At 70.5% G+C, this 21,929-nt stretch carries 21 protein-coding genes; 12 read left to right on the top strand and 9 right to left on the bottom strand.

What is annotated here, in order from left to right:
• Positions 1 to 7 precede the first annotated feature (7 nt).
• Positions 8 to 1,240, bottom strand: coding sequence for an enolase C-terminal domain-like protein (locus tag FVE25_RS35340; protein ID WP_157251596.1), 1,233 nt, complete (start codon positions 1,238 to 1,240; stop codon positions 8 to 10).
• 145 nt (positions 1,241 to 1,385) lie between these two features.
• Between FVE25_RS35340 and FVE25_RS35335 the strand changes: the two genes are divergently transcribed.
• Positions 1,386 to 2,102 (top strand): alpha/beta hydrolase, encoded by a 717-nt coding sequence (locus tag FVE25_RS35335; RefSeq protein ID WP_157251594.1) that lies wholly within the window; start codon positions 1,386 to 1,388, stop codon positions 2,100 to 2,102.
• Here FVE25_RS35335 and FVE25_RS35330 read toward each other — a convergent pair.
• On the bottom strand, positions 2,080 to 2,916 hold the full coding sequence (locus FVE25_RS35330) for a Gfo/Idh/MocA family protein (RefSeq protein ID WP_157251593.1): 837 nt from the start codon (positions 2,914 to 2,916) through the stop codon (positions 2,080 to 2,082). The genes FVE25_RS35335 and FVE25_RS35330 overlap by 23 nt on opposite strands.
• Positions 2,917 to 3,010: 94 nt before the next feature.
• Here FVE25_RS35330 and FVE25_RS35325 point away from each other — a divergent pair, with 94 nt between their 5' ends.
• Positions 3,011 to 4,000 (top strand): Gfo/Idh/MocA family protein, encoded by a 990-nt coding sequence (locus tag FVE25_RS35325; RefSeq protein ID WP_157251591.1) that lies wholly within the window; start codon positions 3,011 to 3,013, stop codon positions 3,998 to 4,000.
• A gap of 255 nt (positions 4,001 to 4,255) precedes the next feature.
• Here the strand turns inward: FVE25_RS35325 and FVE25_RS35320 are convergent, their stop codons facing one another.
• Positions 4,256 to 4,516 carry a hypothetical protein gene (locus tag FVE25_RS35320; protein WP_157251589.1) on the bottom strand — a complete coding sequence of 87 codons (261 nt, stop codon included), beginning with the start codon at positions 4,514 to 4,516 and terminating at the stop codon, positions 4,256 to 4,258.
• A 146-nt stretch (positions 4,517 to 4,662) separates the two neighbouring features.
• Here FVE25_RS35320 and FVE25_RS35315 point away from each other — a divergent pair, with 146 nt between their 5' ends.
• On the top strand, positions 4,663 to 5,934 hold the full coding sequence (locus FVE25_RS35315; RefSeq protein WP_157251588.1) for an NsdA family TPR-like regulatory protein: 1,272 nt from the start codon (positions 4,663 to 4,665) through the stop codon (positions 5,932 to 5,934).
• Here the strand turns inward: FVE25_RS35315 and FVE25_RS35310 are convergent.
• Both FVE25_RS35310 and FVE25_RS35305 read right to left on the bottom strand, forming a co-directional pair.
• Positions 5,931 to 6,869: a hypothetical protein gene (locus tag FVE25_RS35310; protein ID WP_157251586.1), complete on the bottom strand. Its 939-nt coding sequence runs from the start codon at positions 6,867 to 6,869 to the stop codon at positions 5,931 to 5,933. The two genes, FVE25_RS35315 and FVE25_RS35310, sit on opposite strands and share 4 nt — an antisense overlap.
• The gene (locus FVE25_RS35305; protein WP_157251584.1) at positions 6,869 to 8,374 is read right to left on the bottom strand and encodes a right-handed parallel beta-helix repeat-containing protein; all 1,506 of its coding nucleotides are present in this window, start codon (positions 8,372 to 8,374) and stop codon (positions 6,869 to 6,871) included. Before FVE25_RS35305 ends, FVE25_RS35310 begins: the two co-directional genes overlap by 1 nt.
• Positions 8,375 to 8,535: 161 nt before the next feature.
• On the opposite strand from FVE25_RS35305, the gene FVE25_RS35300 reads away from it, so the two are divergent.
• From FVE25_RS35300 to FVE25_RS35280, 5 genes are read left to right on the top strand one after another with little or no spacing between them, the layout of a single operon-like run.
• Positions 8,536 to 9,804, top strand: a complete 1,269-nt coding sequence (locus tag FVE25_RS35300; protein WP_157251582.1) for an ABC transporter substrate-binding protein — start codon at positions 8,536 to 8,538, stop codon at positions 9,802 to 9,804.
• Positions 9,801 to 10,748, top strand: a complete 948-nt coding sequence (locus tag FVE25_RS35295; protein ID WP_157251580.1) for a carbohydrate ABC transporter permease — start codon at positions 9,801 to 9,803, stop codon at positions 10,746 to 10,748. Before FVE25_RS35300 ends, FVE25_RS35295 begins: the two co-directional genes overlap by 4 nt.
• A gap of 11 nt (positions 10,749 to 10,759) precedes the next feature.
• Complete coding sequence (locus FVE25_RS35290; protein ID WP_157251578.1) at positions 10,760 to 11,569, top strand: carbohydrate ABC transporter permease; 810 nt, start codon at positions 10,760 to 10,762, stop codon at positions 11,567 to 11,569.
• A 1-nt stretch (position 11,570) separates the two neighbouring features.
• On the top strand, positions 11,571 to 13,928 hold the full coding sequence (locus FVE25_RS35285) for a DUF4838 domain-containing protein (RefSeq protein WP_157251576.1): 2,358 nt from the start codon (positions 11,571 to 11,573) through the stop codon (positions 13,926 to 13,928).
• Entirely contained in the window at positions 13,925 to 15,184 is a 1,260-nt protein-coding gene (locus FVE25_RS35280; protein WP_157251574.1) for a mandelate racemase/muconate lactonizing enzyme family protein, read from the top strand. Before FVE25_RS35285 ends, FVE25_RS35280 begins: the two co-directional genes overlap by 4 nt.
• 50 nt (positions 15,185 to 15,234) lie before the next feature.
• Here the strand turns inward: FVE25_RS35280 and FVE25_RS35275 are convergent, their stop codons facing one another.
• Entirely contained in the window at positions 15,235 to 15,951 is a 717-nt protein-coding gene (locus tag FVE25_RS35275) for a FadR/GntR family transcriptional regulator (RefSeq protein ID WP_181019809.1), read from the bottom strand.
• Positions 15,952 to 16,094: 143 nt separating this feature from the next.
• On the opposite strand from FVE25_RS35275, the gene FVE25_RS35270 reads away from it, so the two are divergent.
• Complete coding sequence (locus tag FVE25_RS35270; RefSeq protein ID WP_157251570.1) at positions 16,095 to 17,270, top strand: mandelate racemase/muconate lactonizing enzyme family protein; 1,176 nt, start codon at positions 16,095 to 16,097, stop codon at positions 17,268 to 17,270.
• Positions 17,267 to 18,139 carry a dihydrodipicolinate synthase family protein gene (locus FVE25_RS35265; protein WP_157251568.1) on the top strand — a complete coding sequence of 291 codons (873 nt, stop codon included), beginning with the start codon at positions 17,267 to 17,269 and terminating at the stop codon, positions 18,137 to 18,139. Before FVE25_RS35270 ends, FVE25_RS35265 begins: the two co-directional genes overlap by 4 nt.
• On the opposite strand, the gene FVE25_RS35260 is transcribed toward FVE25_RS35265, so the two are convergent.
• Positions 18,129 to 19,016 (bottom strand): dimethylarginine dimethylaminohydrolase family protein, encoded by an 888-nt coding sequence (locus FVE25_RS35260; protein WP_157251566.1) that lies wholly within the window; start codon positions 19,014 to 19,016, stop codon positions 18,129 to 18,131. The genes FVE25_RS35265 and FVE25_RS35260 overlap by 11 nt on opposite strands.
• A gap of 116 nt (positions 19,017 to 19,132) precedes the next feature.
• Here FVE25_RS35260 and FVE25_RS35255 point away from each other — a divergent pair, with 116 nt between their 5' ends.
• Positions 19,133 to 19,717, top strand: coding sequence for a TetR/AcrR family transcriptional regulator (locus tag FVE25_RS35255; RefSeq protein ID WP_157251565.1), 585 nt, complete (start codon positions 19,133 to 19,135; stop codon positions 19,715 to 19,717).
• A gap of 21 nt (positions 19,718 to 19,738) precedes the next feature.
• Here FVE25_RS35255 and FVE25_RS35250 read toward each other — a convergent pair whose 3' ends face one another.
• Together FVE25_RS35250 and FVE25_RS35245 are read right to left on the bottom strand one after the other, a co-directional pair.
• On the bottom strand, positions 19,739 to 20,860 hold the full coding sequence (locus tag FVE25_RS35250; RefSeq protein ID WP_181019808.1) for an aromatic ring-hydroxylating oxygenase subunit alpha: 1,122 nt from the start codon (positions 20,858 to 20,860) through the stop codon (positions 19,739 to 19,741).
• A 79-nt stretch (positions 20,861 to 20,939) separates the two neighbouring features.
• Positions 20,940 to 21,533: a TetR/AcrR family transcriptional regulator gene (locus FVE25_RS35245; protein ID WP_181019807.1), complete on the bottom strand. Its 594-nt coding sequence runs from the start codon at positions 21,531 to 21,533 to the stop codon at positions 20,940 to 20,942.
• A 55-nt stretch (positions 21,534 to 21,588) separates the two neighbouring features.
• On the opposite strand from FVE25_RS35245, the gene FVE25_RS35240 reads away from it, so the two are divergent.
• The gene (locus FVE25_RS35240) at positions 21,589 to 21,921 is read left to right on the top strand and encodes a hypothetical protein (protein WP_157251559.1); all 333 of its coding nucleotides are present in this window, start codon (positions 21,589 to 21,591) and stop codon (positions 21,919 to 21,921) included.
• Positions 21,922 to 21,929 lie beyond the last annotated feature (8 nt).

Genomic DNA, 21,929 nt, shown 5'->3' with positions numbered 1-21,929 from the left:
TCCTATTTCATGCCAGGCCGGGGCCGGGCGGGGCCAGGGTGAGGTGGCCGTCGACGACGTTCATGAAGTCCAGCCCCGCGTTGGCACCCGGCGCGTACTGCCTGCTGTTGCACTCGAATGCCGGCCACGACCAGGGCAGCGACGCGGCCAGGCGGGCCGAGTGGGCCAGGCCCAGATCCACCGCCGTCAGGTCCTGCACCATCGCCGCCAGGCCGCGCTCCCTGGCGAACCGCCAGCTTCGCAACGCCAGGCTCTGCCCCCGCGCCGCCTTGACCACGACGCCGCTCCAGCCGTCGGCGGCCAGGCGTTCCAGGTCGGCGGTGGCGGCCAGCGACTCGTCGGCCAGGACGGGCAGGCGGCGGGTCAGCTCCCGCATGCCGTCCGGGTCCGGGGGAGCGTCCCTGGCGACCGGCTGCTCCAGGTAGGTCACGCCGGCCAGGACCTCGGGGGGCAGGGCGTCGATCATCGCGACCGCGTCGGCCGGGGAGGCGTACCCCTCGTTCAGGTCCACCGAGACGGTGGCGCCCGCCGCCGCCCCGGCCCTTGCCGCCGTCCCTGCCTTCGCCGTCGCCTTCGCCCTTGCCCCCGCTCCCGCCTCTGCCTCTGCCTTTGCCCCTGCCCCTGCCTTCGCCGTCGCCTCGCTGAGCAGGGCGTGGATCGTGGTGACGCGGGCCGCGTCCGCCTCGGGGTCGCGTCCGGCGGCCTTCACCTTGACGTGCCGGATGCCGTCGCGCGCCAGCCAGGCGCGTACCTCGTCGAGCGGGTCGCCGACGCCGACCACGTGCTGGACCGGCAGGCGCGTCCTGGGCGGACCCCACGCGGGCACGCCGAGGAGGTCGGGGTAGAGGTCGGCGGCGGGTTTCCCGGCCGCTCGCGCCCAGGCGTCGTGCACCGCGTTGTCCACCGCCCCGAGCGCGAGCGCCGCAGCCAGCCGCGGCATGGGCCCAGAGCCGTCCGGCGCGTTCATATGGCCGTTCCGTGGGCCGGGTCGGCCGCCTCGCTGGTTCAGGTGGCCGTCCCGCGCGTCCAGGTGGGCCTCCAGCTCGTCGAAGATCGTCAGGGGATCGCCCGGCGCGGTCCGCCCCGCCTGGTCGCACAGGGAATCGGTGAGCTCCCGCAACGCCCGATCACGCTCCCTCCACCCCAGCGGCGACCGCGGCCAGGCCCAGGGCACGGACAACATGCTCGCCCCACGTCCCCGGACGAGCCGCCCGTCCGCGCTCTCGGCCTCGGCCGTCACCACCGCCAGTGTGAACCGGTCGACATCACCTCCAGCCAACCTGAGGGGATGGTCAAGCACAACATCTGTGAACTCCGCATGCGCCCGACATATCTGGATATTCGGCATATGTCATCCTCTTCAACTTAGGACCTAGGATCTATCTATGGACATCCGCGCCCTGCCGTACGACCAGGATTCCCATCCGCGACGCCACCTCGACCTCCTGCGCCCGCCCGCCCCGCACGCCCCCTACGCCCTGTGCTTCGTCCACGGCGGCGGCTGGCGGGCGGGCGAGCCCGCGCAGTGGCATCGGCAGATGCGCAGGTTCGCCCAGTACGGCGTGATCAGCGCCTCGCTGGGCTACCGGGTCGGTGAGCGGCTGCCCGCGATGATGGCCGACGTCACCGACGGGTACCGGCTGTTCCTCGAGCACCTGGACGGGCCGCGGCCGGTGTTCCTGGTCGGCAGTTCCGCCGGCGCGCATCTCGCCACCCTGCTCGCCCTCGCGCCGCCGGACGGCATCAGGCCGCCCGCCGGGTGCGTGGCGCTCAACGGGCCGGGCACGCTGCACCCGTGGCCGGGCATGGACCCGGAGATCCGGGCCGCGGTCGAGCACCTGGCCGGCGGCGACTACGCGGCCGCCTCGCCCGAGCATCACGCCGACCCGGCGACCGCTCCGCCCATGCTGTTCGTCGTGGTCGGCAAGGAGCGCTACTTCCCGCACGATCACGTCCGCAGCCTGGCCGCGCGCCTGGACGACGCGCGGGTGGTGCTGCTGCCCGAGGCCGAGCACGGCTTCTTCTACGACCCGGACACGCCGGACAGCGCCCGCGCCCAGGCCGAGATCGACGCCTTCGTCACGCGGGCAACGCCCGGGTGATCGCCTCCATGAAGCGCACCGGCGCCAGCAGTTCCGCCTCGTCCAGGGGCTGCTTGCCGGTCTCCACCATGTCGGCGAACCTCCGGAGCGCGGGCAGCGTGTAGTCCTTGCCCAGCGCCATCGGCTCGGCGAGAACACCCCGGGTCCCGGTGACCTGGACGGTGAACGGCACGGCGCCTTCGGCGTCCCGCTCGACCAGGTTCACCACGGCGTGCGCCGCGCCCGCCCGAGCGGTCGCGAGCACCGCTCCGGGCAGCACCGAGACCAGCGGCGCCGCGGAGGGCGGCTCGAACAGGTGCAACGCCATCTCCACCGCATGCACGCCGTAGAAGGCCACCCCGCCGTACGGGCTGTCGCGCTGCACGGGCCCGGTGGCCACGACCGACCGCAGTTCCCCGAGGCCGTCGAGACGTTCGCGCAGCGCCTCCACCGCCCAGCGCAGCGCGCTGGACGAGGTCACCGGCACGCCGCCGGTCCGCGCCGCGGCCAGGATCGCCTCGGCGTCCGCCACCGATCCGGCCAGGGGCTTGTCGACGAAGACGGGGATTCCGGCCTTCAGCAGGGGCTCGGCGTTCGGGCGGTGCAGGGCGGGGTCGCGGTCCATGACGATGGCGGCGTCGATCCGGCCGATCAGGTCCTCGGGCCGGTCCACGCCGAACTCGACGCCGCCCTGGCCGGAGAGCTGGGCGGTGCGCTCCGCCGTACCTCCGCAGAGGGCCACGACGCGGACGTCGCCCAGGGCCCGCTCGGCGTTGAGATGGCGGATGGCGTGGTCGGCGTGGGTGTTGTCCAGGCCGATGAGCCCGAGCCTCATGCTGCACTCCTTTTCTGGGTTACACGGCATATTGACCTATTTCGCGGGAGCAATCTAGAGTCCTAGGTCATAAGTTGCGATCTGGAGGTGGTCCGTGCGGTTCGGGATCGTCGGGAGCGGAGTCATCGGCGGCTTGCACGCCAGGCTCATCGCGGACATGACAGGAACGGCCGAACTCGTCGCCGTCGCCGACAACGACCTTGAGCGGGCCACCGAGCTCGCGGGCAAGCACGGGTGCGAGGCCGTGGGCTCGGCCGAGGCGCTGTACGCCAGGGACGACGTCGACTCGGTGGTGATCTGCCTGCCGAGCGGCCTGCACGCGGACGCGGCCGTGCCCGCGCTGAAGGCGGGCAAGCACGTGGTCGTGGAAAAGCCCATCGACATCACGCTGGCCGCCGCCGACCGCATCATCGCCGCCGAGCGCGAAAGCGGCAAAAGTGTCACCGTGATCAGCCAGCGCCGCTTCGAACCCACCTTCCGCGCCGTCAAGTCCGCCATAGACGCCGGCGAACTGGGCCGCCTCACCTCCGGCACCGCCGAAGTCACGCTCTGGCGCCCGCAGTCCTACTACGACTCCGGCGGCTGGCGCGGCACCTGGGCGATGGACGGCGGCGGCGCCCTCATGAACCAGGGCGTACACGTGGTCGACCTGCTGCTCGGCCTGATGGGCCCGGTTGAGTCGGTCAGCGCGTACTCGGGGCTGCTGGCGCACGAGAACATCGAGGTCGAGGACACGGTGGTGGCCGTCATCAGGTTCGCGAACGGCGCGCTGGGCCGGGTCTTCGCCACCACCGCCGCGTACGGCGGAGCCAGCGTACGAGTCGCGGTCCACGGCGACGCCGGGCACGCGATCGTCGACAACGAAGTCCCGACCAGCTTCGTCGTGGGCGAGGAAGACCGCTCCCAGGGCTTCCCCCCCAGAATGGGCCCAGAGGCGCACCGAGCCCAGCTAACGGACTTCATCACCGCCGCAAGGGACGGCCGACCCCCCGAGGTCACCTCGGAAGACGGCCGAGCAGCCCTGGCCCTGGTCCTGGCCATCTACGAGTCAGCCCGAACGGGCGCACCGGTCACCCCGGCCTGAGCTTCCCTGCCTTCCGAGGCCGCATAGGCAGGGAAAAAGGGGGAGGGCCGGAGAAATACCGCATCCCCGGCCCTCCCTTCCCACAAGCAAGGTCCTCGCTCCGCTCGGGCGTCCTTTTGAGGTCCCACCCGTTACCCGGCGAGGTGGTCAGCCAGTTGGAGCCCGCCCCAATCGGTGGTCCTCGCTCCGCTCGGGCGCCTTGCCCGTGCGCGCCTCCGGCGCGGCTCGCGCGAATGGTGAGGCAGGAATGGTCGTCTACCGGACGTATTGCTCGCGGCGCAGGTCCGCATAGCGCTGCGCGATTCGCCGGGCTGTGGCCGCAGGATTGCCTGTTGAGTGGACGATGTACGTCCTGCGCCCCGTCGCCTCTGAGATCCCTCCGCCCCACCACAGGAAGCGGAAGCCGTCGGACCAGACGACCAGGTCCACCCAGACGCTGAGCAGGGCCATGCCGTACCCGTGGTGGAGGTCGGCGGCGACCCCGAGACGTTCGAGCTCGGCGCGGAGCTGCAGCATCTGGCGCAAAGGCACCGGCTCTGCGACTGGGGAAACTCGTGAAGGAATCATCACGTTGAGCTAAGCCCCAGCGCTTGGACAGGGCACGATGACAAGAGGAGATAGCCGGGGGCACGGGCGTATCCGCGAATATCCGGAGGTGCACGATGGACACCCCTGAGACGCGCCCCGAGTGGGCCGTACGGCTGCGCGACGAGCGCAAGGCAAAGGTCGGAACGGTCGCGGATCTGGCCCGCACGATGAAACGCGAGAGCGACAAGCTCCCCTCCATCACCGATCTCACGCGGATGATTCGAGGATGGGAACGAGGCGATCACTATCCCAGCGAGAAGTACCGTCTCCTCTGCGCCCGCGCCTTCGGCACAACTGAGGCGGAGCTGTTCCACCTGAACGAGCGCCCGCACGTGCCGATGCCCGCGTTGTCACTCCAGTCGATCGCGCCCGATGCCGACCTTTACCAGCGCATCGTCCGCACCCTCGAGGACCCGCGCCGCGTGGATCAACCCACCGCAGACTGGCTCGCCACCTGCCTGGCCGAGCACAGAAAGGTCGAGGACAGCATCGGCTCCCGCCCGCTCCTCGGCGTGGTGCGCCAGCAAACGCACATCGTGGTCGAACTGGCCCAGAGCGCACGTGGCACGCTCGCCGACACGATGGTGGACCTCGCCGCGCAGTACGCCCAGTTCGTCGCCTGGATGTCACTCGACATCGACGACCAGGCCGCCGCGCTGGCCTGGTACGACCGCGCACACGACTGGGCACTGGAGATCGGCGACGTCAACATGGCGACCACGACGCTCAGCATGAAGGCCCATCAGGCATGGAGTGCCGGCAACGCCCGCAGGACGGTACGGCTGGCGGAGGCGGCCCGCTGGCACGACGGCCGGGTGACCCCGGGTGTCCGGGGCATGGCCACCCAGATGGCCGCCAGGGGTCACGCGCTGGCAGGAGACGCGCGACCGGCACGGGCTCTGCTCCACGAAGCTGAAGGGCTCATCCGCCAGGCGGCCGGCCACGCCGACGACGAGCCGGTGTGGATGTACTTCTACGACGAGACCTGGTTCCGTCTCCAGCGCGGCATGACCGAGCTGTACCTGTCCAACTGGCCCAGAGCTGTCGAACTGCTCACGGCCGGGCTGGACGGCCTCCCACCGTCCTACAAGCGTGACCGTGCCTGGTACGGCTCATGCCTGGCCAGGGCTCATGCCGAGGCCGGGGACACGGCGGCAGCCGTACAGGTGGCGTTGCCGCTCGTCGCCGATGCGGTCGAGCTGAACCGTCACGCCCGTAAGGAACTGATAGACGTGGCGAGGCGTAAAACCCCGCAAGCGGCGATCTTGGAAGAGGCTCTGGCAGCCGCTGAATCCTCTTCGGCCGGCCACCAAGCAGGCCGAGGCCGAAGAGGAGGAGACGGTTAACCAAGCGGCTCGGGATAGGCGAAGCGGTAGAAGGCGTCCAGTTTCCACACGTCTCCGGGCGCCACCTGCTCACGACCCGGCAAGCTGACCCGCGTCGGGTAGACCTTGTTGTACTTGTCGCCGTCGTACACCCAGATCCCGCGCCGGTCCGACTGCGAGAACCCGTTGAAGAACCCGGGCTCGACCTCGACCGACATGGCCAGCCCGTTCTTCCTGTTGTACATCTGCACCCCGAAGCTGTCAGACGGTTTCGCGTCGTGCCCGGGGCGGGAGATGTCCTGCTCGCCCGCCTGGTCCAGATACCGGAACCACGTGGTGACCGCATCGTCCCTGATGGCGGGCAACATGGCGCCGTAGGCGTAGATGATCGTCCGAGCGGCGGTCCAGCGCAGCACCCACCGGATCCGCAAGCCGTCGGCCGTGAAGATGTGCCGCACGTTCACCAGCCCGAGCGGCGTGGGCTCCTTGACGGCCGGGTCGAACACCTCGGTGTCCTGGGCCAGCTCGAACTCCTCGGCCCGGGTGACGCCGGGAGCAGGTGTCACGGCCCGCCCATCGGCCAGGAACAACAGGGATCGCAGCAGTTCGTCACCGTGGATGCCGCCGAAGTGGTCACCCGCGCCCTCCGGCTTGATGGCGTACGGGTAGGCCCCGGCCGTGGTCAGGAGGGTGACGACACCTGTGGCCGGAGGCGGGCCGGCCTGCCGTACCGCTGAGATGCCCTGAATGCGCCAGGCGTCCATGCGCTTGTCCGCGTCCGTGAAGTGCCGCAGGTCGTAGCGGATCCACAGGTGGCCGGGGCGCCGGGTCCAGACCATGATCTGCCGTTCGCCCAGCCGTTCCACGTACAAGCCGGCGACGTCCGAGGGGCCCGTCAGGGCAAGCCCCCCGGCAGCCAGTACGGCGGTGCCGCCGAGCAGGGTGCGCCGGTCCATCAGGCGGCCGGTCCGGGCAGCGGCAGCCAGGTGCCGGGCTTTCCTGCCACCGTGCACACCCAGCCGAACGGCTGACCGGCGGCGGGCGCCCGGTTCTGCACGATCATGCCCTTCTCCCAGTAGCCCTCCGTCGGCGGCGCGTCGCGCAGGATGGTGAAGGAATAGGTGATGTCCTCGGTCGAGCCGGTGCGGAACATGCCGTCCTTGTTGCCGGTCAGCGTGTTGGGGCCGATGTCCACGCCGCGGGTTCGGCTGTGGATGAAGATGCCGTAGTCCTGGGTCTTGATCGCCTGGTCGTCGAAGCAGCGGTTGCCGGTGATGACCACGTTCTCGGCCTTGAAGTCCTTGCGGGCGTAGGTCCTGATGCCGCCGCGGGGCTCGTCGCTCAGCTTGCCGTCGTAGTTCTGGTGGTTGTTGTAGACGATGTTGCCGACGACCGTGACGTCGTTGGACTGCCAGACGTTGATGCCGACGGTGTTGCAGTGGGCGGTGATGTTGCCGGAGATGACGAGCTTGCGGCACCGGTCGGTGGACAGGCCCGCGTCGCCGCCGAAGAAGAGCGAGTTGCGCTCGAAGATCCCGTCGAAGATGTCGTAGACGGCCAGGAGGTCGGCGTTGCCGCCTTTGCCGTACGCGAGTTTGTTGCCGATGACGTGGTTGTCGCTGATGCGGACGAAGCGGTGTTTGTGGGCCTTGGCGTCGTTGCCGCCGCAGGTGATGTAGATCGGGTAGCCGACCTGGCCGGGTTTGCCGCCGATGCGTTCGAGGCGGTTGCGGGTGACCGTGAGGTATTCGGTGTGCGAGGCGTTGTTGCCGAGCACGTGCGCGCCGAACTGGGTGACGTCGTGGAAGTCGTTGTCGTCGATGGTGATGTGGGTGGAGTTGCCGTTGACGTTGAGGCCGACGTACGCCTGGGTGAAGCTGCAGCCGCTGACGCGCGCGCGGTGGCAGTCGGTCAGCCGCAGCAGCGCGGTCGAGGCGACGCCCGAGGGCCCGTCGTAGGTGCCCTGGTTCACGCCTTCCAGGTGCACGTTGTCGATCACGACGTCCGAGCAGCCGCTCAGGTGTACGGCTCGCGTCAGGCTGGGCTGTTGCTCGCAGACGATGGCCAGGTTGCGCAGTGCCACGACTTTCGCCTGGTCGGCGTCGATCACGTGGCCCTGGCTGTAGCCGGCGCTGAGCGCGAGCGTGGCCCGGTTGCGATCGGACTGCAGGGTGACCCCGCTCTTGAGCCGCAGCGGCGACCCGAGCAGGAAACGTTTGCCCACGCGCAGGTGGACGGTGCCGCCCCCGGCGGCCGCGGCGGCGTCGATCGCGCGTTGTAACGCGGCGGCGTCGTCGGTCGTGCCGTTGCCGACCGCGCCGAAGGCGGCGGCCGGGTAGACGTCGATGTCGTTTTCCTTGTACACGGTCTGGGCTTCAGCGGGGGCGGCGGCGAGCGGGACCATGGCCGCCGCCGAGACTCCCAGCATGCCCAGCACCTGCCGTCGATTCGTCGCTGTCACGATCAGTCCTTTCAAAGTAGGACCTAGGACGGAAGATTGAGCGGAATGTATGCCGAGGCGAGATCCCCGTCAAGTGGGCCTATTGCCTCATGTGCATTGAGCTGTACCGTGAGCACACGCGATGGTCTGTCCTATGTCTTACTTGGTGAGAGGCAAGAAACATGAAGTTAAGAGTCGCTGCGAGCCTGCTCGCCCTCCCCCTGGCCGCGACCGCGTGCGGATCCGGCACCAGCGGCGGCAAGGCGCAGGAACTGCGGGTCTGGAGCACCTGGTCGGAAGGCGAGCCCAACCAGAAGGTACTGGCCGAGGCGTTCAAGGACTTCGAGAAGGAGACCGGCGTCAAGGTCAGGGTGCAGTGGAAGGGCCGCACCGCGATGAAGTCCTTCCTGCCCAGCCTGAACACCAGCAACGTGCCCGCCGACCTGATCGAGGGCAACAACCGGGAGCTGACCCGCCAGTTCGCCGCCGCCAAGGGCGCGCTCGACCTGTCCGACGTCTACGCGGCGAAGGTCCAGGGCGAGCAGGCCACCGTGGGCGAGACCGTCGGCGAGTCCTACAAGCGCATGGCCACCTCCCAGAGCGGCGTGCTGGCCCAGATGCCGTACCAGGTCTCCACCTACGGCTGGTTCTTCGACGGCAAGAGCTTCCCGAACCTGGCACCCAAGACCTGGGAGGAGTTCGTGAAGGTCCTGGACGCCCGCAAGGCGGAGGGCAGGAAACCCCTCGGCCAGGACGGCAGCATCCCCAACTACAACGCCCGCTACCTGGAGCACTTCTCCCGCGCGATCATGGGCGACGAGGGCTGGCACGCGCTGGCCCCCGACAAGAGCGGCCAGAGCTGGCTCAAGCCCGAGGTGCTCAAGGCCGCCCAGATGGTCGAGGCGCTGGCCAAGGGCGGGTACTTCCCCGACGGCTTCAACGCCGCCAAGTTCCCCGCCATGCAGCAGAAATGGGCCAACGGCGAGTCCGACTTCCTCTACCAGGGCACCTACCTGCCCAAGGAGGTCGCGCCGTACGCCAAGCCCGGCCTGGAGTTCCGTGCCTTCCGCTTCCCGGCGGTCGAGGGCAAGGCGCCGACGATGAACGTGACCACGACCGGCTTCGGCATCCCGGTCAAGGCCGCCAACCCGGCCGCGGCCAAGAAGTTCCTGGCGTTCTTCCTGCAGAAGAAGTACCAGGACAAGGTCTCCAGCCTTGCCCTGGAGATCTCGGTGCGCAGGGACGTGCCCGCCGCGCCGCAGGTCGCCGACCTGAAGGCCGCCCTGGACAGCGGTGAGATCAACAAGGCCGACGTCCTGGACATGGGCGACTTCAACGCCAAGGTCCTGCTGCCGCTCAGCGACCAGCTGCTCTTCGGCAAGATCAGCGCGGCCGACTTCACCAAGCGGATGGCCGAGCAGGCGGCCGTCTACTGGAAGTCCAAGGGATGACGGCGGTATTGGAGCGGCGCCCGGTCAAGACCGCTCCCCGAGCACACCGGGGCAACCCGTTCGAGGCGGCCAGGCGGCGCATGATCGGCCCGTTCCTGCTGCCCGCGCTGGCCGTCTACACGCTGGTGATGATCGTGCCGAGCCTGTTCACGGTCTGGATCAGCTTCAACGACTGGGCGGGCGTCGGCGCGATGGAGTGGGCCGGGTTCGCCAACTATCGCGAGATGGTCGCCGACCCGGTCTTCGGCACCTCGTTCGTCAACACCATGAAGATCCTGCTGCTGGTCGGCGGGGCGGTCTTCGTCATCGCCTTCACGCTGACGATGCTGCTGCAGGACATGGCCGGCCGGAAGTTCGTGCGCGCGGTGATCTTCTTCCCGAGCCTGGTGCCCGGGCTGGTCATCGCGATCCTGTGGGGCTTCCTGCTGGACCCGGACGGCCTGGCCAACCAGGTGCTGAAGTCGCTCGGGGTGGCCGAGCCGCCGATGTGGCTGGCGCCGGAGAACCTGTTCACCACCGTCATGGCCGGGATGACGTGGCTGGCCGCCGGCACCTACACGGTCATCTTCATGGCCGCCGCCGACCGCATCCCGCGCTACTTCTACGAGGCCGCCGAACTCGACGGCGCCGGTCCGCTGCGCCGCTTCTGGACCATCACGCTGCCGCTGATGTGGGACGTCATCGGCGTCTGCGCGGTGCTGTGGGCAATCGGCGCGCTGAAGACCTTCGAGTTCGTGCTGGTCTTCGCGGGCGCGACCGGCAGCCTGCCGCCGACCGGCCTCTGGACCTTCTCGGTCTACGCCTACGCGGGCGCCTTCCCGTCCGACGGCGTGCCGAGGTACGGCATCGCCTCGGCGGCGGCCGTGCTGACCATGCTGCTGACGGTCGTCCTCACGATCCTGGTCCGGCGGGTCATGGGCCGCCGCGAGCAGGCGACTTACTAGGGAAGATCCTGATGAGATTCCTCGCCATGCCGCTGGCCTGGTCGCTGGCGTTGTTCGACCTGTTCGTCGTGGCCTGGATGGCGCTGTCGTCGTTGAAGACCACGCGCGAGGTGGTCCAGGACCCGTGGGGCCTGCCCGCCACCCTGCAGTGGGGCAACTACCAGGAGGCATGGACCTCGGCCGCCTTCGGCGACGGCGTGCTCAACTCGCTGCTGCTGGTCATCGGCAGCGGCCTCGGCACGATCGTGCTCGCCGCCCCCGCCGCGTACGTGCTGTCGCGCTTCCGCTGGAAGCTGGCCGGCCCGGTCACCATCTTCTTCGCCCTCGGCCTGGGCATCCCCGCCCCGGCCATCATGATCCCGATCTACCTGGGCCTGGACCGGCTCGGGCTGATCGACTCGCTCGGCGGGCTGCTCATCGTCTACATCGCCACCAACCTGCCCTTCGCCGTCTTCTTCCTGACCGCGTTCTTCTCCTCGCTCCCGCGCGAGCTGGAGGAGGCGGCGGCCATCGACGGCTCCGGTCCTTACCGCACCTACTGGCGGATCATGCTGCCGCTGACCAGGTCGGGACTGCTGGCGTTGTTCATCCTTCAGGCCATCGGCGACTGGGGCGAGACGTTCTTCGCCCTGTCGTTCCTGCAGGAGAAGAAGACGATCTCGCTGACCCTGCTGAACTTCATCCAGACCATGCAGTACACCGGCGCCCGCTGGTCAGTGCTCTTCGCCGGGATCTGCATCGTCGTCATCCCCCTGCTGCTGCTCTATCTGTGGATGAGCAGCCGCCTCATCGAAGGCATCGCCGCCGGATACGGAAAGTGACATGAGACGCCGCCAGTTGTTCGGCCTCGCCGGGGCCGTCGCGCTCACCCCATGGCTGCGCCCCAAGGCGGGCCTGCCCATCGTCCGCGACGGCCGGCCGGCCGCCGCCGTCCTCGCCGCGCCCGACTCGGAGGAGGCCGCCGCCGAGCTGGTCGCCTACGTCGAGCGGGCCACCGGGGTCCGCCTGCCCAGGACCCCCGGCGCCGGCCTGACCCCCGTGCACGTCGGCGTGCCCGGCCCCGACCCCGCGGTGCCCGGCCTGCTGGCCAAACTCGACAAGGACGGCTTCCTCATCCGCTCCTACCAGGGCAGCCTCACCGTGGTCGGGCCCAGCGTGAGCGGCACCGCCAACGGCGTGCGCGAGTTCCTGGAACGCTACGCCGGGGTGCGCTGGCTGATGCCGGGCCCGGACGGCGACGACGTGCCCGCGCTCACCGGCCTGGAGGTGCCCGCCGTCGCGCTCTGCCAGAAGCCCTCCTTCGGCATGCGCTCCTTCAGCCCGTTACGCGACGCCGCCCGCTACCCGCTGCAGCACCTGTGGGCCCGGCGCAACCGCATGCAGACGACCGCCACCGAGCCCATCGCCTTCCACCACAACCTGCACACGCTCTTCCCCGTCGAGCGCTACGGCCAGACGCACCCCGAGTACTACCCGGGCGGCAAGCCCCCGCCGCCCGGCAAGCTCACCGGCTGGCAGCCCGCCTTCAGCGTGCCCGGCACGATCGACGCCGCGGTCACCGGCATCCTGGAGTACTTCGCCGCCAACCCCGGCGCCGCCTCCTTCTCGCTGGGCGTCAACGACGGCGAGGGCTTCGCCGAGACCGACCCGGTGCCCGCCTACTACGCCTGGGTCAACGAGGTGGTCAGGCGGGTGCTGCTCACCCACCCGGGCAAGCGGTTCGGGCTGCTGGCCTACCGGAAGCTGGAGACGCCGCCGGGGTTCGCGCTGCACAAGCAGGTCGTGCCCTTCCTCACCCAGGACCGCTACGCCTGGACCGACCCGGCCGTGGAATCCGCCGCGCACGCGCTGGTCGACCGGTGGCTGGCGGTCTGCTCGCAGCTCGGGTTCTACGACTATCTGTACGGCGCGCCGTACCTGCTGCCGCGGATGTTCACCCGGCGCTACGCCAGGACGATGAAGTACGCCAGGCAGCGCGGCATCGTGGCGCACTACGCCGAGCTGTATCCGAACTGGGGCGAGGGGCCGAAGCCGTGGGTGTTCGCCAGGCTCCAGTGGGACGCCGACGCCGACCCGGCGGCGCTGCAGAAGGAGTGGTGCGAGCGGGCGGTGGGCCCGGCGGCGGCCGGGGATCTGTCCGCGTACTTCGACCTGTGGGAGAGGTTCTGGGCCGAGCGGGTGCCGGGTTCGCCGTGGTTCCTGCCGAACGCCACCTACCAGACCTTCAACCTGCCGCAGTACCTGGATCTGGTCGAGGAATCGGACCTGACGCGCAGCCGTACCCTGCTGGACTCGGTGGCGGGGCGGGCGGCCACCGCGCCGCAGAAGGCCAGGGCGACGGTGCTGCGGCGCGCCTACGACTTCTACGAGGCCAGCGCGCTCAGCTACCCGCGCACGGTCGCGCCGCCCGTCACGCAGGAGGCGGCGCTGGCGATGCTCAGGTCCGGCGTCGGCAGCCACCAGCGACGGCTCGACCTGGCCGCGCGGCGGCTGGCGCTGATCAAGGAGTTCGCCACCGATCCCGTGCTCGTCCTGCAGATGAACCCGGCCTCCTTCCCCAACCTGACCTGGACCGGCTGGAACCCCGGCGAGTACTGGTCCCTGGTCGCCTACATCCGGGCGAACGAGCCGACCGGCGGCCCGGTGACCGACCTGGCCAGAAGCCTGTCCGGCCCCTACGCCGAGCTGATCCTGCACGGCGTGCCCGCGCCCAACCTCGTCGTCAACCCCACGCTCGACACCGGCCTGGCCCCCTGGACGCTGCTGCCCCGCGCCAACGGCACCCGCGCGGTCTCCCGGCCCGCGGACGAGGCGGTGCTGCGGGTCACCGGCCGGGGCTGGGGCGGCCCGTGCCAGAAGATCGCCGTCACGCCCGGCCTGGCCCGCTTCACCGCGAAGTACCGCGCGCCCGCGGGCACCTCGGCCTCGGTGCAGCTCGCCCTCGACCTGTTCGACCCGGCGGGCGTGGCCATCCCGAGCAGCTCGGTCCGCTCGCCCGTCATCAGCCTGCGCCCGACGGGCACGTGGACGCCGCTGCTGCTGGACGCCGAGATCCCCGACAAGGCCCGCAACACCCCCGTGGGCATGGTCGAACTGATCTTCCTGGTGGACAGCGCCGCCGACGTCACGGTGGACTTCGACGACATCGCCCTGTTCAACGTCCCGAAGGAGGCGCCGTGAGCCTGCGCGTCACCGCCGTCGAACGGTTCACCCTGAACGTCCCCTTCCGCGAACGCTCGCGCCCGTGGAACGAGATCCTCGTCGCCGAGTTCGCCGTCGTGGAGGTCGTGCGGGTCCGCACCAACGCGCCCGATCTGATCGGGTACGGCGAAAGCCTCCCGCATTACACGTGGGCCAGGACCACCGACGCCGCGGTCGCCCGGGTGCTCGGCCGGCACCCCGCCGAGCTGATGGGCGACGACACCTTGGGCGCCGGGCTCCAGATGGCCTTGTACGACCTGGTGGGCAAGGCGCTCGGGGTGCCGGTGTACCAGCTGCTGGGCCAGCCGATGGTGCGCCAGTGGTGCCCGCTGGCCTGGTGGAGCACGAAGATGCCCGCGGACGTGCTGGCCGAGGAGGCCAAGGACGCCCTGGCCGAGGGCTACCTGGCGCACAAGCTCAAGGCCAGGCCCTGGTTCGACGTGCGTGAGCAGGTGGCGGCCATCTCGGCGGTGACCCCGGAGACCTACGTGCTGGACCTCGACTGGAACGGCATGCTGCGCACGCCGGGCGAGGCGGTCGAGGTGCTGCGTGAGCTGGATCGCAGCCCGCGTGTGGGGGTTTACGAGTCGCCGGTGCTGCAGTCGGACGTGGCCGGGCAGAAGGCGCTGCGCGCCCGGGTGGACCGGCCGCTGGCCGAGCACTACAACAAGGCGCTCTTCCCGGTCTGGATGCGCGAGGACGCCATCGACGGCTTCGTCTCGTGCAACGCGGGCGTGGCCGGGACGATCGCGCAGGGGCTGCAGGCGGCGGCCTTCAACAAGGACCTGTTCCTGCAGATCGTCGGCCCCGGGCTGACCACGGCCTGGACGCTGCACCTGGGCGCCGTGCTCACCCACGCCCGCTGGCCGGCGGTGACCTGCCTGAACGTCTACGCCGACGACCTCGTCACCACGCCGATCGAGATCAGGGGCGGCTACGCGCGGGTGCCGGAGGCGCCCGGTCTCGGCGTCGAGTTCGACGAGGAGGCGCTGGAGCGCTGGCGGGTGCCCGACGGGTTCACGCCTTCGCCTTCGCGCAAGCTGCTGGGCTTCCATCTCGGCGACGGGCGGCTGCGCACGTATGCCGGGATCAAGCAGCTGTTCGAGGAGTGCAGGTATGTCGGCAACCTGCCGGTGCAGCCGCGCGGGGCCCGGCTGGAGGTGCGGGAGGACGACGGCACGGCCGCGTTCGACACGCTGTATCGGCAGGCGGAGCGGGCGCCCGTCTGGGAGTGAGCAGCCGGTGCGGCCCGCCCCCTCCACGGAACGGGCCGCACCGGTGTCCGTCATTCCAGGCCGTCGCCGCGGAACGTGCGCTGGACGCGCTCCAGGTGAGCGCGCATCTGCTGCTCGGCCAGCGCCGCGTCGCGGGTGCCGAGGCCGAGGAGCAGCGCCCTGTGCTCGGCGTCGCTCTCGGCGTGCGTCTCGCCCAGGAACTCCGTCAGCTCCTTGCCCTTCTCCCGCTCGGTGGCCAGGACGTCGGACAGCGCCTCCAGCACCGCGGTGAAGAAGCGGTTGCGGGCGGCCTTGACGATGCCGAGGTGGAAGGCGAGGTCGAGCTCGACCCGGCGGTGCAGGTCGTCGCCGACCGCGTCGGCCGCCTCCAGCAGCGTGCGCAGCCCCTCCAGCTCCTCGTCGGTGATCCGGGTCGCGGCCAGGCCCGCCGCCTTGGTCTCCAGCGCGAGGCGCATCTCGACCAGCTCGTCGATGGCCGAGCCGTCCGCCTCCATGGCCAGCCGGAAGTAGCTGTGCACGGCGACCGGGCGCAGCTCGCTGACGACCGCCCGCTTGCCCTGCCGGGTGCGGATGACGCCCTGCTGGCTCAGGGAGCGGAAGGCGTCGCGGACCACGCGCTGGCTCACGCCGTACTCCTCGGCGAGCTTGGCCTCCGACGGCAGCTCGTCGCCCTCGCGCAGGCCCTGTTGCCTGATGAAGTCGGTGATCAGGGCGGCGACCCTGGTGCCCAGTAGCGCGCGACCGCGCAGTAATGAATCGGTTTCCACGTCCTCGCCCCTCTCCACCCCTGTCCTATGTTCCACGTCATCGTAGACCATGAGCCCGTTTTGGAGCCCCAAAACTTCCGACTCTTGACTTAGGTCCTTTCTATCCAGACGATGAGGACACCATCGGGAGAAGGAGTCGACGCATGCGCGTGACCGCCGTGCGGCAGTGGATCGCCGAATTCGGGTACTACAACGCGATCTACGTCAGGATCGAGACGGACGAAGGCGTGGAAGGAGTGGCCGAGGTCGCGATGCGCCGCCGGACCAGAACCGTCTCCGCGATCGTCGAGGAACTCGGCGAATACCTCGTCGGCAAGGACCCCACCCGCATCGAGCAGCACTTCGAGCGCATGTACCGCGACTCCTTCCTCGGCGGGACCCTGCTGACCATCGGCATCTCCGCCATCGACGTGGCCCTGTGGGACCTCAACGCCAGATCCCTCGGAGTGCCCGTGCACCGGCTGCTCGGCGGGAAGTTTCGCGACGCCGTACCCGTCTACACCCACGCCAGGGCCACCGAGACGCCCGAGCAGTTCGCCGCCGAGATCGCCGATCGGCTGGCCATGGGCTTCACCGCCATCAAGACCACGCTGCCCGGCTTCTACACCAAGGTCTCCAGCGTCCACCACGAGACGCCCGCCGCCATCCCCGCCCGGCAGACCGAGACCGAGCTGCTGCCCAACTGGTTCTGGCCGCTGCTGGCCGAGTACTTCGAAGCCGCCCGGGAGGTCGCCGGGCCCGACGTGCACCTGATGCTCGACTGCCACGGGCGGCTCAACGTGGCCAACTCGATCCGGCTGTGCGAGGTGCTGGAGCCGTACAGCCTGACCTTCGTGGAAGAGCCCGTGCCGCCGGAGCGGCCCGAGTGGCTGGCCGAGGTCACCCGCCGCTCCTCGATCCCGATCGCCGCCGGTGAACGCTGGGCCGGGCCGTACGCCGCCGCGCCCTTCCTGGAGCAGCGGGCGCTGTCGGTGGCGCAGCCCGACGTGATCTTCTGCGGCGGCATCACCGCGGCCAAGCGCATCGCCGCGCTCGCCGAGGCCAACGCGGTCTCGATCGCCTTCCACAACCCGTTCGGCCCGCTGGCCAGCGCGGCCACCTGGCAGCTCGGCGCGACGCTGCCGAACCTGCTCATCTCCGAGTCCATGCTCACGCCCGAGCAGATGGTCTTCTGGGAGCGCTACACCGAGGACCCGCCGGTCGTGCGCAACGGCGAATGGGTGGTCTCCGACGCCCCCGGCCTGGGGCCGAAGCTGCGCATCGAGGAGATCGTCAAGCATCCGTTCCGGCCCGAGTACGACGCCGGGGGCACCCGGTGAACGGGGTCTATCCCGCGGCGCTGACCATGTTCGGCCCCGGCGGGCGGCTGGACCTGGAGGCCACCTGCGCCCACCTCGACTGGCTGGTCGGGCAGGGCGTCCACGGGCTGGTGATCGGCGGCACCAGCGGCGAGTTCGTCGCCCTCACCGGCGCCGAGCGCCGCGTCCTGCTGGAGGCGGCGCTGGAGACGGTCGCCGGCCGGGTCCCCGTGCTGGCCGGGACCGGCGCCTACACCACCGCCGAGACCATCGAGCTGACCGCCCACGCCGAGGCGGCCGGAGCCACCGCGGCGCTGGTCGTGCTCCCGTACTTCCAGCGGCCCTCCCGGGAAGAGGTGCTGGCCCACTACCGCGCGGTCGCCGCCGGGAGCGGGCTGCCGATCTGGGTGTACAACATCCCCGCCAACGCCGCCATCCCGGCGCTCGACCTCCCCGACCTCGCGGCCCTGCACGCCGAGGGCGTCATCGCCGGGGTGAAGAGCACGCTGCCGACGGTGCACCAGCTCGCCGAGCTGGCCGCGCTGCCGGGGTTCCGCGCCTTCTACGGCGGTTACGCGGCGCCCGTGGAAGCCCTGGCCGGAGGCGCCCACGGGTGGATCAGCGGCCTGCTGAACGTCGTGCCCGCCGGCGCGGTCGCCGTCTGGGACGCGATGCGGCGCAGCGACCTGGCCGCCGCCCGCGCGGCCTGGGCCGAACTGCTGCCGCTGCGCCGCATGCTCGCCCGGCCGCCGATTCCCGGGGTGAGCGACCTGGCCCTCTACCGCGGGGTGCTGCGGCTGCACGGGCGCCCGGCCGGTCACTGCCGGGCGCCCCTGCGCGACCTCGACGCCGCCGAGTCGCGCGTCCTGGAAAAGGCCCTTACTCCCTGATGAGAGGGAGCGTCGCGCAGTGCAGGCCGCCGGGGAAGCGGGTGATCTCCGAGAAGTCCACCGGCACCGGGGTGATGCCCCGCCGCCTCAGCTCGCCCTCCAGCCGCTCGTGCCCGGCCTGGATGACGAGGCGGTCGGGCCCGAGCGCGACCGTGTTGACCGCCAGCGCCCGCACCTCCTCCGGGGTCACCTCGATGAGCTCGAAGCGGCCCTTCAGGTAGTCGAGGCTCTCGGCGTCGAAGGCGGCGGGGCTGATCAGGCCGACCTCGGGCGAGGCCAGCGTGAAGTGCACGTCCAGGTGGACCACGCCCAGATGGGTGAAGCGCATCGGCACCACCTCGCGCGACAGCCCCGCGGCGGCGATCCCTCGGCGCAGCGCCTCGATCCCCTCCTCATCGGTGCTGTCACCCACCCCGACCAGCACCTCGGAGGAGGTGACCAGCACGTCGCCGCCCTCGATGTGACCGGCGTCCAGCGCGCGCACCTTGGACATGCGCGCCTGCAGGCTGAGCAACTCCGCCTGCTCGCGCCGCCGGGTGGGCGTCGCCGGCCGGGCCAGGAAGAAGACGTCGTCGATGGCGAAGCCCATGTCACGCGGGTAGAGCTGGACGACGCAGTCCACGGGATCGGCCCAGCGCACGGTGACGTCGTGCTCCTCCAGCACCCGGACGAGCTGGGCGTGCTGCCCGGCGGCGACGGCCGGGTCCGGCGCCTCGATGGAGTAGCGGGCCATGAGCTCGCCGAGCAGCGCCTCGTCGCCGCGGGCGCCGTCGGCCTCCGCCTCCAGGATGAGCTCCTCCAGGGTGAACGCCTTGTGCGGGGCCAGGATCACGTCCCGGAGCAGGCCGACGTCGCTGGTGACGCTGATGTCGATCATGATGTCCTCTTCTCTGTGCCGATGTGGATGCGGTCGTAGAGCTCGCCCCAGCCGGGAGCCGTGCCGGCGCGCACCTCGGCGGTCGTCATGGGGCCGCTGCCGTAACATGCGGACCTATGCCGAAGGTGGTCGACCACGACGCGCGCCGCGAGGAGCTGATCGCGGCGACCTGGCGGACCATCCGCAGGCTCGGCCTGGCCGGCACCACGACGCGGGAGATCGCCAAGGAGGCGGGCTACGCGCACGGACTGCTCGCCTACTACTTCCCGGACAAGGACGCGATCCTCGACGCCGCGCTGGAACGCGCCTACCAGGCGGCGCGTGAACAGCTGGGCGCCCGCCTGGCCGGTCGATCCGGCCGCGACGCCGTACGGGAGGTGCTGCTGGCGGCGCTGCCGATAGGCGAGGCGAGTGTGGAGACGCAGGTGCTGGTCATGTCCTGGGGCACGATGGTGACCTCCGAGGCGCAGCGGGCGCGGCGCTACGCCAGCCACCGCGAGTGGCGTGACACCGTGCGCGTGCTGGTGCGGATCGCGGCGGCGGTGGGGGAGATGACCGCCGAGCAGGACCCGGGGGAGATCGCCGACGCGCTGGTGGCGCTGGTCGACGGGCTGACGCTGCACGGGGTCATGAACCCGGCGGAGTATCCGGAGCGCCGCCTGGTCGCCACCCTCGACCGGGTGCTCGACCGCTACCGCTGATCCCGCTGTCATCCGTGACCATCACCGCTCCAGCGGCACGTAGTCGAGGACGTTGCGCTGGAATGCCTGGATGCCGCGCTCGTAGCGGTAGGCGATCGGGCCGACGGAGAAGTACGGTGACCTGATGCCGGTCTGGACGGCCTCGCAGCAGAAGACGTCCTCCTCGATCAGGTCGTACGTGGGCTGCTTGCGGAGAATCCGCCTGCCGAGCCCGAGCACGGCCTCCGCCAGCCCGGCCGCGGCGAGCCTGCCGCCCTGGCCGGGCAGGACGCGGGTGCGCATCTCGAACGTGGTCGTCTCGGGGCCGGTGGGGGTCACCTCGACGCTCGCCCAGAGGGTGGCGGACGACAGCACGAACAGGTTGGGGAAGAACAGGCCGAACGACGAGCCGTACCAGCGTGGCTCGGTGGCGATCGGCTTGAGCCCGGCCTCACGGGGCGTGACCCGCCCCGGTTTGAGCGGCGGCTCGTAGAAGAACCAGTGCCGGTCGCCGCAGGCGTGCTGTTCCTGGCGCTTGTGGTCGTAGCCGGCGAGGGTGTCCTTATGCACGTAGCCCAGGTGGTAGTTGTCCAGGGCGTTCTCCATGAACACCTTCCAGTTGGCCTTGATGTGGTGCACGTCGGCGGCGACCTGGACGAGGCGCAGCGGGTCGTGGGGCGCCATGCGCTCGGGCAGGTCGCCCAGCCAGTCGTCCAGCGGTTCCGGGCCGGGGTCCGGGTGGACGAAGACCAGGCCGCGCCAGACCGCGACGGTGGCCGGGTGCAGGCCGAGCTTGGTGCGGTCGAGGTGGCGGTCGACCTCGTTGCGCTGGGGGACGGCGCGCAGGCAGCCGTCCAGCCCGTAGGTCCAGTTGTGGTACGGGCAGACGATCTGCTTCTCCACGCGCCCGCTGCCCGACAGGACGGCGGTGCCGCGGTGGCGGCAGACGTTGTGGAAGGCGCGCAGCTCACCGTCCTGGCCGCGGACGACGACCAGCGGGTGCCGTCCCGCCTGGATCGACCGGTAGGAGCCGGGCCGGTCGAGGTCGTCGGTGGTGCCGGCGTAGCGCCAGGTGCGGCTGAACAGCTCCAGTTGCTCGCGTTCGTACCAGCCGGCGTCGAAGTAGGTGCTCGGCGGGAGGATCTGCGTCGCGGTGTCCGTCATCCTCTTTTTCCCCTTTCCTGGACGGGCGTTCAATTTCATTTGCTGAACGTCTGTACAAAAACAAGCCATGGGGTACGGCTCAGCCGAAGAGTCGGTCCAGTTGCCGCTCGACCAGGCGCTCGGCCAGGGCCGGCGGCAGCCCCGCGGGATCGGCGCACGCGTGCATCGCCAGCCCGTCGACCAGCGCCCACAGCAGCGCCGCCTCCTCGCCCGGATCCCGCCCGGCCGGGACCTCCCCGTCGGCCTGCGCCCGCGCGATGGTCGCCGCGAGGTCGGCCCGGGCCGTGGCGTGCACGGTCACCTGCACCCTGCGCAGGGCGGGATTGCCGGTCGCCCGGCCGCAGAACACCTGGTAGACCCGGATCTCGGTCATGCGCTCGTCGTCCAGGGGAAGGAGTTCGAGCAGGCACCGGCGCAGCCGCTCCTTGACCGGGCCGCCGGCCTCCCAGGCCGCCTTGAGTCGCTCCACCAGCCGGGCGCCGAGATGCTCGAAGGTCAGCAGCAGCATCTCATCCTTGGTCGGGAAATATCGCTGCACCAGCCCCACGGAGACCCCCGCCTCCGCGGCGACCTCGGCCATCGTGGGCCCTTCCATGCCCCGGGCCGCCATGACCCGCAGCGTGGCCTCCACCACCTGGCGGCGGCGCTGTGCGTGGTCGGCTACTCTCGGCATGGCGATAATCATACGGCTATATTTTTATTTTGTCGAGAGTTCTTGCGCCGACCATGTGCCCGCGCTCCAGCAACTCCAGCGACCGGTTCAGCCGCTGCGGCCCGCAGGCGGGGAGACCGTCCTGCTGTCGCAGGTGACCGGGTGGCTGCCGGACGAGGACGCGGTCCAGGTACTCGCCGAGATCGGGCGGGAGAGCGGGACGGTGGTGCTGGTGGAGGAGCTGCGGTCGGCGGAGAACGCGCTGGAGCACCTGCGGCTGGCGTGCACGTTCGGCGGTGGGCTGCGGACCGCCGCCGAGCTGGCGGACTTGATCGCCCGTGCTGCCCTGCAGGTCCGGAAATCTTGTGACATCGGGTGGGGGCATCGGCTCTGGGTTCCGGAACCCTGACCCCATCC

Origin of the sequence: Nonomuraea typhae (assembly GCF_009760925.1) — a bacterium.
Lineage (GTDB): Bacteria > Actinomycetota > Actinomycetes > Streptosporangiales > Streptosporangiaceae > Nonomuraea > Nonomuraea typhae.
The sequence above is the reverse complement of the archived record's forward strand: the minus strand, read 5'-3'. Positions and strand labels throughout refer to the sequence as shown.

Excerpts from the sequence above, each read along its gene's own strand:
- FVE25_RS35335 (WP_157251594.1), top strand. The coding sequence starts at position 1,386 with ATGGACATCCGCGCCCTGCCGTACGACCAGGATTCCCATCCGCGACGC.
- FVE25_RS35330 (WP_157251593.1), bottom strand. The coding sequence starts at position 2,916 with ATGAGGCTCGGGCTCATCGGCCTGGACAACACCCACGCCGACCACGCC.
- FVE25_RS35320 (WP_157251589.1), bottom strand. The coding sequence starts at position 4,516 with ATGCTGCAGCTCCGCGCCGAGCTCGAACGTCTCGGGGTCGCCGCCGAC.
- FVE25_RS35315 (WP_157251588.1), top strand. The coding sequence starts at position 4,663 with ATGGACACCCCTGAGACGCGCCCCGAGTGGGCCGTACGGCTGCGCGAC.
- FVE25_RS35310 (WP_157251586.1), bottom strand. The coding sequence starts at position 6,869 with ATGGACCGGCGCACCCTGCTCGGCGGCACCGCCGTACTGGCTGCCGGG.
- FVE25_RS35300 (WP_157251582.1), top strand. The coding sequence starts at position 8,536 with ATGAAGTTAAGAGTCGCTGCGAGCCTGCTCGCCCTCCCCCTGGCCGCG.
- FVE25_RS35295 (WP_157251580.1), top strand. The coding sequence starts at position 9,801 with ATGACGGCGGTATTGGAGCGGCGCCCGGTCAAGACCGCTCCCCGAGCA.
- FVE25_RS35290 (WP_157251578.1), top strand. The coding sequence starts at position 10,760 with ATGAGATTCCTCGCCATGCCGCTGGCCTGGTCGCTGGCGTTGTTCGAC.
- FVE25_RS35285 (WP_157251576.1), top strand. The coding sequence starts at position 11,571 with ATGAGACGCCGCCAGTTGTTCGGCCTCGCCGGGGCCGTCGCGCTCACC.
- FVE25_RS35270 (WP_157251570.1), top strand. The coding sequence starts at position 16,095 with ATGCGCGTGACCGCCGTGCGGCAGTGGATCGCCGAATTCGGGTACTAC.
- FVE25_RS35260 (WP_157251566.1), bottom strand. The coding sequence starts at position 19,016 with ATGATCGACATCAGCGTCACCAGCGACGTCGGCCTGCTCCGGGACGTG.
- FVE25_RS35255 (WP_157251565.1), top strand. The coding sequence starts at position 19,133 with ATGCCGAAGGTGGTCGACCACGACGCGCGCCGCGAGGAGCTGATCGCG.
- FVE25_RS35250 (WP_181019808.1), bottom strand. The coding sequence starts at position 20,860 with ATGACGGACACCGCGACGCAGATCCTCCCGCCGAGCACCTACTTCGAC.
- FVE25_RS35245 (WP_181019807.1), bottom strand. The coding sequence starts at position 21,533 with ATGCCGAGAGTAGCCGACCACGCACAGCGCCGCCGCCAGGTGGTGGAG.